This is a genomic window from Lonsdalea britannica (assembly GCF_003515985.1).
GTDB classification, from domain to species: Bacteria; Pseudomonadota; Gammaproteobacteria; order Enterobacterales; family Enterobacteriaceae; genus Lonsdalea; species Lonsdalea britannica.
This window is the reverse complement of sequence record NZ_CP023009.1, coordinates 2,187,438-2,204,353: the sequence shown is the minus strand read 5'-3', so window position 1 is coordinate 2,204,353 and position 16,916 is coordinate 2,187,438. Positions and strand designations below refer to the sequence as shown.

8 protein-coding genes are annotated in these 16,916 nt (G+C 53.6%); 6 read left to right on the top strand and 2 right to left on the bottom strand.

The window, feature by feature from the left end; all coding sequences use genetic code 11:
• The first annotated feature begins 255 nt into the window (after positions 1–255).
• From CKQ53_RS10080 to rcsB, 3 genes are read left to right on the top strand one after another with little or no spacing between them, the layout of a single operon-like run.
• Positions 256–1,437: an MFS transporter gene (locus CKQ53_RS10080; protein WP_094117633.1), complete on the top strand. Its 1,182-nt coding sequence runs from the start codon at positions 256–258 to the stop codon at positions 1,435–1,437.
• 5 nt (positions 1,438–1,442) lie between these two features.
• Positions 1,443–4,112, top strand: a complete 2,670-nt coding sequence (rcsD, locus tag CKQ53_RS10075) for a phosphotransferase RcsD (protein WP_085653505.1) — start codon at positions 1,443–1,445, stop codon at positions 4,110–4,112.
• A 6-nt stretch (positions 4,113–4,118) separates the two neighbouring features.
• Positions 4,119–4,769 (top strand): response regulator transcription factor RcsB, encoded by a 651-nt coding sequence (rcsB, locus tag CKQ53_RS10070; protein WP_026738877.1) that lies wholly within the window; start codon positions 4,119–4,121, stop codon positions 4,767–4,769.
• Between the two features lie 133 nt (positions 4,770–4,902).
• Here the strand turns inward: rcsB and rcsC are convergent, their stop codons facing one another.
• Both rcsC and gyrA read right to left on the bottom strand, forming a co-directional pair.
• A complete protein-coding gene (gene rcsC / locus CKQ53_RS10065; protein ID WP_094117632.1) occupies positions 4,903–7,764 on the bottom strand; it encodes a two-component system sensor histidine kinase RcsC in 2,862 nt (953 codons plus the stop codon).
• 131 nt (positions 7,765–7,895) lie between these two features.
• A complete protein-coding gene (gene gyrA / locus CKQ53_RS10060; RefSeq protein WP_085653507.1) occupies positions 7,896–10,535 on the bottom strand; it encodes a DNA topoisomerase (ATP-hydrolyzing) subunit A in 2,640 nt (879 codons plus the stop codon).
• Between the two features lie 244 nt (positions 10,536–10,779).
• Here gyrA and ubiG point away from each other — a divergent pair, with 244 nt between their 5' ends.
• The 3 genes from ubiG to nrdB all read left to right on the top strand — a co-directional run bounded on the left by ubiG (position 10,780) and on the right by nrdB (position 16,916).
• Complete coding sequence (gene ubiG, locus CKQ53_RS10055; protein WP_085653510.1) at positions 10,780–11,505, top strand: bifunctional 2-polyprenyl-6-hydroxyphenol methylase/3-demethylubiquinol 3-O-methyltransferase UbiG; 726 nt, start codon at positions 10,780–10,782, stop codon at positions 11,503–11,505.
• A 1,805-nt stretch (positions 11,506–13,310) separates the two neighbouring features.
• Complete coding sequence (gene nrdA / locus CKQ53_RS10050; protein ID WP_085653508.1) at positions 13,311–15,599, top strand: class 1a ribonucleoside-diphosphate reductase subunit alpha; 2,289 nt, start codon at positions 13,311–13,313, stop codon at positions 15,597–15,599.
• Between the two features lie 186 nt (positions 15,600–15,785).
• Positions 15,786–16,916 carry a class Ia ribonucleoside-diphosphate reductase subunit beta gene (nrdB, locus tag CKQ53_RS10045; RefSeq protein ID WP_085653511.1) on the top strand — a complete coding sequence of 377 codons (1,131 nt, stop codon included), beginning with the start codon at positions 15,786–15,788 and terminating at the stop codon, positions 16,914–16,916.

Genomic DNA, 16,916 nt, shown 5'->3' with positions numbered 1-16,916 from the left:
TGTGGGATTATACGGGCGCGCCTCTGGAAAAAAAACGCCGGGTGACTTTTGGGCGCAGATTGTCCCGCGCACCGGCGTTTTTACCGGCGTCTTGACTCCCTGAAACGCGCCGCCGTCAGGTGCGAATAGCCCCCATGCGCCGCCTGAAAAAAGACGGCGTTACGGTGAGGAAAAGCAGATCCCCTTTCGATAAAAGCCCTGAGTTATGATAAAAGTACCCTATATCTCTGATTCCAGACGTGGTCTCTGTCTCTCATGCGTTCAACCGTCGACACCAAGCCCATTACCCTTGACTTTCCCCTGACGGATAAAGCCGTACAGGTCGCCACCCGGATCGGTTTTTTGATTTCCGGGACGGTCATCTCCGCCTGGGCGCCGCTGGTGCCTTATACCAAACATCGGCTGCACATCAACGATGCTACGCTCGGAATGTTGCTGCTGAGTATTGGCATCGGCTCGCTGATCTCCATGCCGTTAGCGGGATTTCTGACCGCTCGGTTTAGCTGCCGACGTGTCATTTTCGCGTCCGGCACCGTGCTGTGTGCGTTGCTGCCGTTGCTGACGCTGCCCGGCACGTTTGCATCAATGGCGCTGGTTCTAGGATTGCTGGGCGCGATGCTCGGATTGATGGATGTCGCCATCAATGTGCAGGCCGTCGAAGTGGAGCGCGCCAATCAACGGGCCCAGATGTCCAGCTTTCACGGCTTTTATAGCGTCGGCGGGATCGTTGGCGCCGGGTGCGTCAGCCTGCTGCTGTGGCTGGGACTGTCTCCCCTGCTTGCGACGCTGGCGGTCGCGTTGCTGGTCTGGCTCATGCTGTTCTGGTCGCAGCGCTATATGCTGCGCGCGACGTCCCGCGCCAACGAAGGACCTCTGCTGGCGATCCCCCGAGGGTGGGTGCTGTTCATCGGCGTGTTGTGCTTCATTATGTTTTTGACTGAGGGCGCAGTTCTTGACTGGGGGGCGCTGTATTTAACCGCCTTTCGCGGCATTGACGCACGTCAGGCCGGTATCGGCTTTGCCGCCTTTTCTATCACGATGACGTTGGGTCGGCTGTATGGCGATCGCGTGGTCAACCGCTTAGGCCGCTTCGCCGTCGTTGCGGGCGGGAGTCTGTGCGCCGCCGCGGGATTATTGATGACGATTACCATCGATAATCCCATGACGGCCATCGCCGGTTTCGCGCTGGTCGGTCTGGGCGCGGCCAACGTGGTGCCCATTCTGTTTTCCTCCGCCGGTAATCAGACGATCATGCCGCCGCATCTGGCGCTGGCCTCCATTACGACGATGGGGTATGCCGGTTCTCTGCTCGGCCCGACGCTGTTAGGATTTGTCGCCCAGATCAGCAGCCTGTCGCTGGCGCTGGGCGTGATCGTTATGTTGTTGCTGGCAGTCTGTGCCGGCTCTCGCGCCATCATCCGTTCGTCTGGAGATTGATTGACATGCCCGCCATCATCATGCGTTATTTTTCTCTGTTCGTTTTACTGCTACTGCTGGTGTTCGGGGCGTTCAGCTACAACTACATCAATGGCTGGATGACGGAGAAGAAATATGCTCTGACTGATATCGCTGAAAGTATGCAGAAGCGGATCGACACTTATCGCTTCTTTACCGATCAAATTTATAAAAACCTGCTTGTGGATGCTCCGCCTCCGACCGAAGGCGCGGTGAATGTGATCACGCTGGTGCCGAACGTGTTCTACGTTGAGCAGCGCGGCCAGAAGACCGATACGCTGATTTTCGGTCAGCACGAGAAGAGTACGCTCTACTCCATGCACAAGATCTCGCAGTATCTGGACATTCTGTGGGGCGCGAAGACTGACGTGTTTTCGATGTACTACCTCAACGGCACCGATAACAGCCTGACGATGGTGTCGACTCAGCCGCTAAAAGACGTCTCCTCCCAGTTTCGCGGCAGCTATATCGCGGCGCTGATCGAAGCCCGTAAGGCCGAAATGCTGCAGCAAGCGAATGCGCTGGATGAACGCGAGAGCTTCTCGCCGTTGCGCAAGCTGCGCTTCTACAACAACTATTATTTCACCCTGCGCACGACCTTCAATCAGCCGGGCCATCTTGCGACCGTTATCGCCTTCGACCTGTCGATCAACGATTTAATCCCGCGCAACATGGAGCGGGAGAATCTCATGCTGCGTCAGCAAACGCTGCCGATGAGCATGGAAACCGGTACCGATAACGAAACGCCGACCGACGTCCGCCTGGAGGGCACGATGGTCGAAGTGTCCGCCCAGTTGACCAACGCGCCGCTCAAAATGGTGTACAGCATCCCGCTGGACCGTCTGATCGCCGACATGCTGCGCACCAACATCTGGATGATATTGCTCAATCTGGCGCTGCTGCTGATCGCATTGATGGGCTTTTACGCCTTCCGACGCCACTTTTCCCGTCCTCGGGAAGACCTGTCGTATCGGCTGAAGAAACAGCAGAACATGTATACCGAGATCATCAGCCATCTGCCGGTGGGCGTACTGGTCTACGACTTCAGCACCAATAAGGTGGTGGTGGCGAACGCGCTGGCGGAACGGCTGTATCCACACCTCAGCCTGAAGAAGATTGCGACACTGGCGGAAGAGCATCAGGGCGTGATTCAGGCCACCGTCGATAATGAGATGTATGAAGTCAGGCTGTTCTATAGCCTGTTCGTGCCGGACTACTGCCTGTTTCTGCTACGCGAACAAGAGCAGGAAATCGTTATCAACAAGAAACTGCAACTGGCGCAACAGGAGTTTGACAAGAACATCGCCGTGCGTAAGCGGCTGTTCCAAAACCTGAGTCAGGAGTTCAAACAACCGCTTAACGCCGTGCATCAGTTGGCGCTGTCGCTACGTAATGAACAGACGTCGGATGAACGGCAGCAGTCGCTGCAATTGCTGATTGGCGAAGCCGCCTGCGCTCTGAGTCTGATGGAAAATATCGCTCTGCAGGCACAGCTGGAAAACGACGAATGGGATGTGGCGCACGCGCCCTTTGCCCCGCTCGCGCTCGTTGACGATTTACTGCTGACCTTATTGCCGCGTATGCAGCAAAAAGGAATCAGTCTGTTTAATCATTACCAGTTGGATATTCGACAGACGTATCTGGGCGACGGCGAGTTATTAAAGAAAACGCTCTCGTTATTAATGGATTATGCCGTTACGAATACGGACTACGGCAAAATCACGTTGACGCTGAAACATCCTGAAAAGTCATCAGGACAATTGGTCATACAAATTAACGATACGGGTACGGATGTTTCCGTCGAAGAACTCGATAATGGACAGCATCCGTTCGCTGCGCCGGCACTTTCTGATCGATTCAGCCAAAATTCCGGATTAACCTTATTTTTATGTCATCAACTTTGCCACAAACTGGGCGGTCAATTGCAAATCAACCGACTGCCGGATTTAGGTACGCAATATACGCTGACGCTAAAAATGGAGCCCGTCGAGCTCCCGGAAGAGGAAGAGGAAAAGCTGCTGGATGATATTACAGTGTTGCTGGATATCACCACGGATGAAGTACGGCAGATTGTTAGCCGCATGGTCAGTCAGTGGGGCGCGAACTTCGTCATTTATGACGAACGCCTGATTAATCAGGAAGCGGACCTCACGATTACGGATAACGCAGGAAAAGTCGCAGACGACACGCTATTGGTGACGGGAGAAGACACGCAGTGGGTTTCTCTGGGCAACCGGCGGCTGCGCACCAGCTACAACATCAGTCATCTGATGCTGGATGCTCTGCTGAAACTGATCGAGCAGCAGTTGGAAACGTCCACCGACGAGAGCCGTCCGGCAACGGATGACGACATCGGTTTTTATGCTCGCCAACTGCGCAGCAGCGATTACTTTTCACTGTTCGTAGAGACAGTACCGGAGGATATGAACAGGCTGTATACTGAAATCCAAGATGGCGATTTTGTGTCACTGGCTCAAACAGCCCACCGGCTCAAAGGCGTGTTTGCCATGCTGAATCTGCATCCGGGCAAACAATTGTGTGAAGTCCTGGAACAACTTATAACCTCGCAGGATAGTGTGCAGATAGTAAATAACCTTCAACAGATTGAACGTTTTGTCAGTGCATTACTACAGCAAGGTGGCCAACAATATGAGTAAACTACAATGAACAACATTAATGTAATTATTGCAGACGACCATCCTATCGTTCTTTTCGGCATCAGAAAATCACTGGAACAAATCGAGTGGGTGAACGTCGTTGGGGAATTTGAAGACTCAACAGCATTAATCAATAATTTACCAAAGCTCAACGCCAACGTTCTTATTACTGATTTATCCATGCCAGGGGATAAATACGGCGACGGAATTACGCTGATCAAATATATCAAGCGTCACTTTCCGCAGCTGTCGATTATTGTTCTGACCATGAACAACAACCCCGCCATTCTTAGCGCCGTATTGGAGCTGGACATCGAAGGGATCGTCCTGAAGCAAGGCGCGCCGACGGATCTGCCTAAAGCATTGGCTGCATTGCAGAAAGGCAAGAAATTTACGCCGGAAAGCGTGAGCAAAGTGTTGGAGAAAATCAGCGCCAGCGGCTATGGCGATAAACGCCTGTCGCCGAAGGAAAGCGAAGTGCTACGTCTGTTCGCGGAAGGTTTCCTGGTGACTGAAATCGCCAGAAAGCTTAACCGCAGCATCAAGACCATCAGCAGCCAGAAGAAATCGGCCATGACCAAACTCGGGGTCGATAACGATATCGCGTTGTTGAACTACCTCTCCTCCGTCGGCGTCGCGTCGACAGAAAAAGAGTAATGCCGACCACCCGCCGATCGTCTCGGCGGGCATTTCATACTCAGGCTCTTCTCAGAGCCTTTTTTTTCGTTCACACTCCCCTACTCATCACCACCTGACTTGCCACCCGCCTATAGCGAGACGAGGATGACGGTCAGCTATCCTTGGACTCCACAGCGTTGTTCTGCCGCACCAGATTGGCGTAATACGCCAGAGACTGTTGCAGCGTATCCAGCGTGACCGGTTTCGACAGGCAGTTATCCATACCGGCTTCTAAACAGCGCTGTCGTTCTTCCGCCAGAGCGTTGGCGGTCACGCCAATGACCGGCAGCGTCATCGCCATCTCCCGCATCCGGCGTGTGAAGCCATACCCATCCAGATTCGGCATGTTGACATCCGTCAGCACGATATCCACGGAAGATTTGCTTAACACATCGAGCGCGTCCAGCCCATCGTTGGCCGTGACGACCTCATAACCCAACGACCCCAGCTGATCCGCCAGCAGACGGCGGTTAATCGGGTGATCGTCCACGACCAGAATATGGATGTCGTCGTTATCGCAGCTATAGCTTAGAGATGCCGGAGCGGCGGATGTTGGGGCAGGCAGCGCTTCTTTGCCGCGATAAATACGTTGCAGCAGCTGCGGTAGATCCTGCGGGGCCGAAGTGCTGTGCTCCCAGCATCCAGGCGACACTTCCTGCGCCGATCCGGTATGCGAGCCGCTGATCAGGATGTGCGCCCGCGCGCCGAGGTTCTGACTCAACGGATAGTCGCTGATCACGATCTCGTCGGCCGCCACGCTCTGCCCGCTATAGTCCTGCACATTCAGACCGTGTTCCTGCAGGAAGGCACGCAGGTAATTTCCCATATACGCGTTGCGAATACGCAGCCAGGCGTTTTTCCCTTGTAAGAGAGGATTAATCACCGTGAGCGGATACTGGGCCTGATATAGCGGAATGCGAATGCCGAACTGGCTGCCCAGCCCTGGAGCCGACTCGATGGTGATGTCGCCATCCATCAGGTTGACCAGCTTTTCACAAATCGCCAGCCCCAGACCGGTGCCCTGGAAATGCCGCTGCACGCCAGTTCCAGCCTGGAAGAAAGGATCGAACAGTTTCATCACTTCGCGCGTATTGATCCCGACGCCGGTATCCCGCACCAGAAACTCGATATACCCGTCGCGACAGCGCACCTGAAAGACAATACAGCCGGTATCGGTGAACTTGATGGCGTTGCTCAGCAAATTGGACAGCACCTGCTGCAAACGCACCGGATCGCCCGACAGGCTCAACGGCACCTTGGGTTCGATAAAACAGTAGAGCGTCAGGCGCTTCTTGACCACCAGCGGCAGATAGTTGCTCACCACGTGGCTGATCACTTCACGCGGGATAAACTGGCAGTTTTCGATCTTCAGCTGCTCGGACTCGATTTTGGAGAAATCGAGAATGTCGCTGATGATTTTCAGCAGCAGCTCAGACGAATTGTGCATCGCCGTCACCAGCCGGTTAGCATCTTTCGGCAGCGTCTTGGTTTGCAGCAAATCCAGGTTGCCGATGATGCCGTATAGCGGCGTGCGCAGTTCATGGCTGACCGTCGCCAGGAACATCGATTTGGACTGGCTGGCCTGCTCGGCCGCGTTAGCCATTTCCTGCAGCGACTCTTCCATTCTGACGCGGGCGCTGACGTCCAACAGGACGCAAATCGCGACGTTCTCATTGCGATAGCGTGAATGCACGAAGCTGATTTGCAGATGGTGGTTACGGCTGGTCAATACATCCACGGACTTGGACTGCTGTTCGCAGATAATCTTGGTGACGCGGATACGGTCTTCGTAGGTCAGCAGGCTAAGGTAGTTATGAGCCAGCTCGTTACTCAGAATATTGGCGCCGTCGCTGATACGCAGGATACAGATCCCCACCGGCGCGGAGGCCACGATCTTACGGTTGAACTGTTCGTTTTCTTCCAACTGAAACGCGTTCCTTTCCGCTGGCAGAAACATGCGCTGCTCCAGCACCCGGGTAATCACAAACAGCGCAATGGCCGACAGCAAATTCAGCAACGCCATGTTCATAATCAGAGAGTTCAGCGCCGCCAGAATGACCTCCAGCGGCAGCGCATACACGACGCTCAGCGTAGTCGGCAGCAGCGCCTTCTTCAGGATCAGGGCGTTGTAGTTATTGATGTAACCGAAGTAGGCGCTGATGTCTGGATAAGGCCCGTTGATATTATTACGCGCCGCATCGCTGAACTGCATCAGCGTACGGTTGTTTTGATCAAGCAGTTTGACGCTGAACGGCAAATCGCTGCTCAGCATGAAATCATCCAGCCGGATGGGCTGTTCGATTCCCATCACCGCCACCAGCTGGTTTTCCACATAAATTGGCATTAATGCGTAGAAGTAGCCGGTCTCAGAGGTCAGGCCGGAGCTGACCCAAAACAGACTGTCGTCACGCCGGGTCGACAGCTTGCTGTTGCGCTGCCCTTGCAGCCGTTCCTGCACGTTTCTGACCAGACTTTCGCTGTCCAGCGACTGGTTGCGGATGCCGAAATCCACCAGACACTGCTGGCGTCGGTCGACGAAGAAAATACGGTTCAGATCGTAGACGGAAGAGAAATCGTGATGCCACTGCTCAAAGAAGTGGATGAGCGGCGTCAGTTGGGAGGGATTTTTCTCATACTCTGCGGCGCAGTTGACCGACGACGACATACCGTAAATCGAGTAGGCCTTCTCCTGCACTTCGGTAAGATGCTCCCGACCGGGATTCGGCACGCTCAGCCGGTTAGTCGCCATGTATTTCAGCTCGCGCGCCACGTCGGTCGCGCGGCGAATATACCCCAAAGACTGATCGGCGTTCAGGGTGAACAGATGCCTCAGTTGAGACTCGCGTTCGTTAAGCGCCTTGCTGATATAAAACAATGAGATCAGCGCCCCCAGGAGCCACAGCGCCAGAGCCAGCGCCCGGAACAAATACCGGGAAAATTTCAGAGTGGTCTGAAATGAAGCTACAAATTTCAAGGGAATACCGTCAGGTTATGGGATAAAAAACTGCCGCTGAACCAGCGGCTACCACAGTACCGATCCCGCATAAAAAAAGCCAGCGCATCACACGCTGGCTTAGTTATCGCATCCGGAGCAACCGCCTCGGATTACTCGTCGTCTACGGCTTCATCGTCGTCATTGTCAGATTCGTGCTCATCGCCTTCCTCTTCAATGCTCTCACCGTCGACGCCAACGACGCCGTCCAGCTCTTCATCTTCCACCGGTTCGGCTACGCGCTGCAAGCCGACGACATTTTCGTCTTCGGCAGTACGAATCAGCGTGACGCCCTGGGTGTTACGACCGACGATGCTGACCTCGGATACGCGGGTACGCACCAACGTTCCGGCATCGGTAATCATCATGATCTGATCGGCCGTATCGACCTGCACCGCGCCGACGACCTGTCCGTTACGCTCACTCACCTTGATGGAGATCACCCCTTTGGTGGCGCGAGATTTCACCGGATATTCACCCACCGCAGTACGCTTACCGAAGCCGTTCTGCGTGACGGTCAGGATATCGCCGTCGCCGCGAGGCACAATCAACGAAACCACGCGGTCATCGTCCTGCAGGTTGATACCGCGCACACCGGTCGCAGTACGACCCATCGCACGTACCGCCTGCTCGGAGAAGCGCACGACTTTGCCTGAAGCGGAGAACAACATGACTTCGTTACTGCCATCCGTCAGATCGACGCCAATCAGTTCGTCGCCGTCGTTCAGGTTGACGGCGATGATGCCAGCGCTGCGTGGGCGGCTGAACTCGGTCAGCGCGGTTTTCTTCACCGTACCGCTGGCCGTCGCCATAAAGATGTTCAGCCCTTCTTCGTATTCACGTACCGGCAGAATGGCGGTGATACGTTCGTTAGGCTCCAGCGGCAGCAGGTTGACGATAGGACGTCCACGGGCTCCACGACTGGCTTCCGGTAGCTGATAGACTTTCATCCAGTACAGACGACCGCGGCTGGAGAAGCACAGGATCGTATCGTGGGTATTCGCCACCAGCAGACGATCGATGAAGTCCTCTTCCTTGATGCGGGCGGCAGACTTGCCGCGTCCGCCACGACGCTGCGCCTCATAGTCGGTCAACGGCTGGTACTTCACGTAGCCCTGATGGGACAGCGTCACCACCACATCTTCCTGGTTGATCAGGTCTTCGATGTTGATGTCGGCGCTGTTCGCGGTGATCTCGGTGCGACGTGGATCGTTGTACTGTTCCTTGATCGCTTCGAGCTCTTCGCGAATCACTTCCATCAGACGATCCGGGCTGTTCAGAATGAACAGCAGTTCGGCGATTTGCTCCAGCAACGCCTTGTATTCGTCCAGCAGCTTTTCATGTTCCAGACCGGTCAGTTTCTGCAGACGCAGATCCAGAATGGCCTGAGCCTGCTGCTCGGTCAGGTAATAGTGACCGTCGCGAATACCGAATTCCGGCTCCAGCCACTCAGGACGCGCGGCATCGTCGCCAGCACGTTCCAGCATGGCGGCGACAGAACCCAGTTTCCAGGCATGTGACACCAGCGCGGCTTTCGCTTCGGCAGGCGTTGGCGCCTGACGGATCATCTCGATGATGGGGTCGATGTTCGCCAGCGCAATGGCCAGACCTTCCAAAATATGGGCGCGTTCTCGCGCTTTGCGCAGCTCATAAATCGTGCGGCGCGTCACCACTTCACGGCGGTGACGAACAAATGCGGACAGGATCTCTTTCAGCGTCATTAAACGCGGTTGGCCCTGATGCAGCGCCACCATGTTGATACCGAAGGAGACCTGCATCTGCGTCTGGGAGTAGAGGTGGTTCAGAACTACTTCACCCACCGCATCGCGTTTGATCTCGATGACGATACGCATCCCGTCCTTATCGGACTCATCGCGCAGCGCGCTGATGCCTTCGATGCGCTTGTCTTTCACCAACTCGGCCATTTTCTCAATCAGGCGAGCTTTGTTCACCTGATAAGGAATTTCATGCACGATGATGGTTTCACGGCCGGTTTTCGCATCCGCTTCGACTTCGGCGCGAGCGCGGATATACACCTTGCCGCGGCCTGTGCGATACGCTTCTTCGATGCCGCGCTTACCATTGATGATGGCGGCGGTAGGGAAATCGGGTCCCTTGATGTGCTCCATCAAGCCTTCAAGGCTGATGTTTTCATCGTTGATGTAGGCCAGACAGCCGTCAATCACTTCAGACAGGTTGTGAGGTGGAATGTTGGTCGCCATCCCCACTGCGATACCGGAAGATCCGTTGACCAGCAGGTTGGGAATGCGCGTCGGCATGACGTCTGGAATCTGTTCCGTGCCGTCGTAGTTCGGCACGAAATCGACCGTTTCTTTGTCCAGATCGGACAGCAATTCATGGGCGATTTTCGACATGCGAACTTCGGTGTAACGCATGGCGGCAGCGGAATCTCCGTCGATCGAGCCAAAGTTACCCTGTCCATCCACCAGCATGTAACGCAGCGAGAATGGCTGAGCCATACGCACGATGGTGTCGTAAACCGCACTGTCACCGTGGGGGTGGTATTTACCGATGACGTCCCCGACCACACGGGCCGATTTTTTATAAGGTTTGTTCCAGTCATTCCCGAGTACGTTCATCGCGAACAGTACGCGACGGTGTACCGGCTTCAGGCCATCGCGAACATCTGGCAACGCACGTCCGACAATAACAGACATGGCATAGTCCAGATACGAGCTTTTCAGCTCCTCTTCGATGTTAACCGGTGTAATTTCTCTGGCAAGGTCGCTCATGGAGCCGCTATCCCTCTATTAATGCATCTACCCGAGTTCAAAAGGTGAAAAAGTATATCACAAAGCGGGGTTTCGGGGGAAACTCCGCACCCCGCGCCGGGTTTTTACCGCCGGGCCAGGAGACTGATTTTTACGGCTTGCGCCGATGCCTTCCCGTCCATACGCATCGGCTCGACTACAACAACCGCGGCAGGCCGGATATACTCACTAACAGCGAAAAATGACGATAAGGTAAGACATGCACATGAAGGCTGATTCCCATACCCAAAACGTCGACCACGACGAAATCGCCAAGTTTGAAGCCGTCGCCTCCCGCTGGTGGGATCTGGAAGGCGAATTCAAACCCCTACACCGCATTAATCCGCTGCGTTTGGGATATATCTCCCGCCATGCCGAAGGCCTGTTTGGCAAGAAGGTCCTGGACGTAGGCTGCGGGGGCGGTATTTTGTCCGAAAGCATGGCGCGCGAAGGCGCTCAGGTGACGGGGCTGGATATGGGGGGCGAACCGTTGCAGGTTGCGCGCCTTCATGCTCTGGAAAGTGGAATCAACGTACATTACGTGCAGGAAACCGTAGAAGCTCATGCCGAGGCTCACGCTGGCGAATATGACGTGGTGACCTGCATGGAGATGCTTGAGCATGTGCCTGACCCGCGTTCCGTCATCGAGGCCTGCGCCCGTTTGGTCAAGCCCGGCGGTCAGGTATTTTTCTCCACGATCAACCGCAACGCCAAAGCGTGGCTGATGATGATAGTCGGCGCCGAATATGTCGCGAAAATGGTGCCGCGTGGAACGCATGATATCAAAAAGTTTATACGCCCTGCCGAACTCCTGGGATGGCTTGATACGACGCCACTGCGGGAAAAGCACATCACCGGGTTGCACTATAATCCGCTGTTCGACACATTCAGTCTGGGTGGGAATGTAGACGTTAACTATATGCTGCATACACAGCGTGAAAACGCCGAATAAACTGACAAGCCATGCCAGTCGTTTAAGTTCTCCTCGTTCCTTCCGCATCGAATACGCTCTCATCATCGATTCGGGAGGACGGCATAACAAGCGGGGAAACCACATCGTCCTCCCTGTTCCTGTCTGACTATTGCTTTCCTGCTTGCCGCTGACATTGCCACTCCTCCTCTTTCAATGATGGTGACGCCGTCATTCGGTCGGGGACAAGGCAAAACCAACGCTAGCCTGATGTCTGTCCACGGCAGATGAATAAGATGCCGCCTTCAATGTTCAATATTTTTAATATGTAAAAGCAGTAGAAGTATTTTCGATATTTCTATTATTTCTTCCAGATTATTCCTAAAAAGCTATTTATTTTTTATTTGTGTCTTTTATCGCTTCGATGACCTCAATCATAGGGGCGGGAAACTCCGCCCCTAAATATCACCACAGCAATAACAATGGATAACCTTGTGGTAACCACACAAAATAATCGATGCGTAAAAAAGCGTAGCCACAATAGCATGGTCACGACCATCTATTTTTATCGCAGAGATTATTTAGCGTTATACGTGGCGCCGGGGAATTGATTATTTACCCCGGAAGATGCGCAGACTCATTTAGAATCGACCATTTCTATTGTCATTACTTCCCTTGTTACTACGTCCGGATGATTTTCCGCTCGAGCTGCCCTGCGAAGGGCTGCTACTGCGACTACTTGCCGAACTAGACGCCAACACCCACTGAGGCTGATGGCCAGACGTTGCGACATGGCTATCGTTGCTCACAGTACCAGGATAAACACCTTCGGTGCTGGAATAGGCATTCAGGGAGGCAATGGATATAACCAAACCGGTAATAGAACTAAGTAAAATAGAGACTTTTCTATATTGCATATTGAATTTTCCTTATTCATGGATTTAATAAAACCATTTAAACATTAACCCAATAAGAAAATATTAAAAAATAAACATAATATAATAAATGTAACTCAATATGATAAAAGCGAATAGAGAATATTTATTTTTACAGAGATAGTTATAATATAACATTATTACTTAGTGCGTTTTTTTTGCAATCAATAAAAATATAAAAAATAACCAAGCAACCATTTTATTTATCTCTATTTAAAAACCGAGAAGATAACATTTTAAATATGAGCCTCTTTTTTATCTGCTCGGTAATTAATAAACATAACTAATACATTTCATTAATAAAAACACGGCGCACGCCATGCTATGCCCCCGCATTGATCCCCCCGACGTTATCGTCGAGCGCGATTTCATTTCTTTTTAAAAGCGGTTTTAGCTCGCACACAGACGTCTATCGCTCTCCACGCCTGGCCGTCTCCGACTCAACATCGCTCCTCTCCTCGTATCAAAACACAAAGCAATAGACGTGCATTAAGGCCCCAAAAGGTCGAACCACCAAGTCGGAGTCTGAAGGGAAACGGCGCTTTTTTTGTGACCACCCCATCTGCTGGTCAAACAACCAAACACATGACCAGATCAAGAAGTCGTTTTTTACGTTCGGATTAAGAATCCAGCGGTCGATCAATTTTTTTATTTTTTAGCGCAAAAGGTTGACATAAAACAAAGCCGCATCACGTCTGGGATCGGCTGGTTCCACTCCATTTCATTGCATTGCTCGGGTGAAAAAGCGAGCAATCCGTTCACTTGCATTAACACGTAATTCTCACTATCTTGTTATCAAAACCAACCCACCCCCCTATATATAGTGTTTATCTTATGTATCAAACACTATTTTTCGCATGCAAAAATGCAGGCGTACGGGGGTGCCTAGAACTCAAACAGGTATTCCGCCACATGAACCAGAGTCTGCTCGTTACCAAACGCGATGGCAGTAAAGAACGCATCAATCTGGATAAAATTCACCGGGTTATCACATGGGCAGCCGAAGGATTGCACAACGTCTCGGTTTCTCAAGTTGAGCTGCGCTCCCATATCCAGTTTTATGACGGCATCAAAACCGCCGACATTCATGAGACCATCATCAAGGCCGCAGCAGACCTGATTTCCAAAGAAAGCCCGGATTACCAATATCTGGCCGCCCGTCTGGCTATCTTCCATCTGCGTAAAAAAGCGTATGGCCAGTTCGAGCCGCCCAAGCTGTACGATCACGTCGTCAAAATGGTCGACATGGGTAAATACGATCGCCACCTGCTGGAAGACTACACGCCGGAAGAATTCGCCCAGATGAACGACTTTATCGATCACTGGCGCGATATGAACTTCTCTTATGCCGCCGTGAAACAGTTGGAAGGCAAATATCTGGTCCAGAACCGCGTGACCGGCGAGATCTACGAAAGCGCCCAGTTCCTGTACATGCTGGTCGCGGCGTGCCTGTTCTCCGGTTACCCACGCGAAACGCGACTGGATTACGTGAGACGCTTCTATGACGCGGTGTCGTCCTTCAAGATTTCTCTGCCGACCCCGATCATGTCCGGCGTTCGTACCCCGACCCGGCAGTTCAGCTCTTGCGTCCTGATCGAGTGCGGCGACAGCCTCGACTCTATCAATGCGACCTCCAGCGCTATCGTGAAATACGTATCTCAGCGCGCCGGCATCGGCATCAACGCCGGGCGTATCCGAGCGCTGGGCAGCCCGATCCGCGGCGGCGAAGCCTTCCATACCGGCTGCGTACCGTTCTACAAACACTTCCAGACGGCGGTGAAGTCCTGCTCTCAGGGCGGCGTACGCGGCGGCGCGGCGACGCTGTTCTACCCGCTCTGGCATTTGGAAGTCGAAAGCCTGTTGGTCCTCAAAAACAACCGCGGCGTCGAAGGCAACCGCGTTCGCCATCTCGACTACGGCGTACAGCTCAACAAGCTGATGTACCAGCGTCTGCTCAAGGGCGAAGATATCACCCTGTTCAGCCCGTCGGACGTTCCCGGTCTGTACGACGCCTTCTTCGTCAATCAGGAAGAGTTCGAACGCCTGTACGTTAAATACGAGCAGGACGACAGCATTCGCAAGCAGCGCATCAAAGCGGTCGAACTGTTCTCACTGATGATGCAAGAGCGCGCATCGACCGGCCGTATCTATATTCAGAACGTCGATCACTGCAACACCCACAGCCCGTTCGACCCGCAGATCGCGCCAGTGCGTCAGTCCAACCTGTGTCTGGAAATCGCGCTGCCGACCAAACCGCTGAACGACGTAAATGACGAAAACGGCGAAATCGCGCTGTGTACGCTGTCCGCCTTTAACCTTGGCGCGATTGATAGCCTCGACGATCTGGAAGAGCTAGCGACGCTGGCCGTGCGCGCGCTGGATGCGCTGCTGGACTATCAGGATTACCCCATCCCCGCCGCCGAACGTGGCGCGATGGGCCGCCGTACGCTGGGTATCGGTGTGATCAACTTCGCCTACTATCTGGCGAAAAACGGCGTCCGTTACTCCGACGGCAGCGCCAACAACCTGACGCACCGCACCTTTGAAGCCATTCAGTACTACCTGCTGAAAGCCTCCAATGTGCTGGCGCGCGAGCAAGGCGCCTGCCCGTGGTTCAACGAAACCACCTACTCTCAGGGCGTACTGCCGATCGACACCTATAAGCGCGATCTGGACAACATCAGCAACGAACCGCTGCACTTCGACTGGGAAACGCTGCGCCAGGACATCAAGACCCACGGCCTGCGCAACTCCACGCTGTCCGCGCTGATGCCGTCCGAAACGTCGTCGCAGATTTCCAACGCCACCAACGGCATTGAGCCGCCGCGCGGCCACATCAGCGTGAAAGCATCGAAAGATGGGATCCTTCGTCAGGTCGTGCCGGAATATGAGCGCCTGAAGGGTCAGTACGAACTGCTGTGGGAAATGCCGAACAACGACGGTTATCTGCAACTGGTGGGGCTGATGCAGAAATTCGTCGACCAGGCGATTTCCTCCAACACCAATTACGATCCGTCGCGCTTCGCATCTGGCAAGGTGCCGATGAAACAGCTGCTGAAAGATCTGCTGACGGCTTACAAACTCGGCGTCAAAACGCTTTATTACCAAAATACGCGTGACGGCGCAGAGGATTCACAGGACGACCTGTTAGACGTTGCCGCACAGGATGATGGCTGCGAAGGCGGCGCCTGCAAAATCTAATGCCGTGCGCGAAACGATTGTCCTAAGTGTCGAAGACCGTTTCGTCATCGCCGGGTTATCAGTAAACTCAATAGAAACTGCCGTCTTCCGGACGGCAGTTTTCTGATTTTCTATGACGGACGCGCTGTCCGTCCGAGATCGCCGCAAACGGCGTTGAAAATGCTCCGGCCTTTTTTTGGAGATACCATGGCCTATACCACTTTTTCACAGAACAAAAACAATCAGCTACTGGAGCCGATGTTCTTCGGCCAGTCGGTTAACGTGGCGCGTTACGACCAGCAGAAATACGAGATTTTCGAAAAACTGATCGAAAAGCAGCTCTCCTTCTTCTGGCGACCGGAAGAAGTCGACGTCTCCCGCGACCGCATCGATTATCAGGCTCTGCCAGATCACGAAAAGCATATTTTCATCAGCAACCTGAAGTATCAGACGCTGCTGGACTCCATTCAGGGTCGAAGCCCGAACGTGGCACTGCTACCGCTTATTTCTATTCCTGAGCTGGAGACCTGGGTGGAAACCTGGGCGTTCTCCGAAACCATCCACTCCCGCTCTTACACGCATATCATTCGAAATATCGTCAACGACCCGTCTCTGGTGTTCGACGATATCGTCGCCAACGAAGAGATCCTCAAGCGCGCCAAAGACATCTCCGGCTACTACGACGATCTGATCGAGATGACCAATTACTATCATCTGCTGGGTGAAGGAACACATCAGGTGAACGGTAAAACCATCGAGATCAACCTGTATCAGTTGAAGAAACAGCTATACCTGTGCCTGATGAGCGTCAACGCGTTGGAAGCGATCCGCTTTTACGTCAGCTTCGCCTGTTCTTTCGCCTTCGCGGAACGCGAACTGATGGAGGGCAACGCCAAAATCATCAAGCTGATTGCCCGCGATGAAGCGCTGCACCTGACCGGAACGCAGCATATGCTGAATTTATTGCGTTCGGGACATGACGATCCGGAAATGGCGAAGGTGGCGGAAGAGTGCCAGCAGCAGAGCTACGATCTGTTCGTGCTGGCTGCACAGCAGGAAAAAGAGTGGGCGGAATACCTGTTCCGCGACGGCTCCATGATCGGCCTCAACAAAGATATTCTGTGCCAGTACATCGAGTACATCACCAATATCCGCATGCAGGCGGTCGGACTGCCGCTGCCGTTTGAAACCCGCACCAACCCAATTCCGTGGATTAATGCCTGGCTGGTGTCGGACAACGTGCAGGTCGCCCCGCAGGAAGTCGAAGTCAGCTCCTATCTGGTCGGACAAATCGACTCGGAAATTAATGCCGACGACCTGAGCGACTTCCAGCTGTAA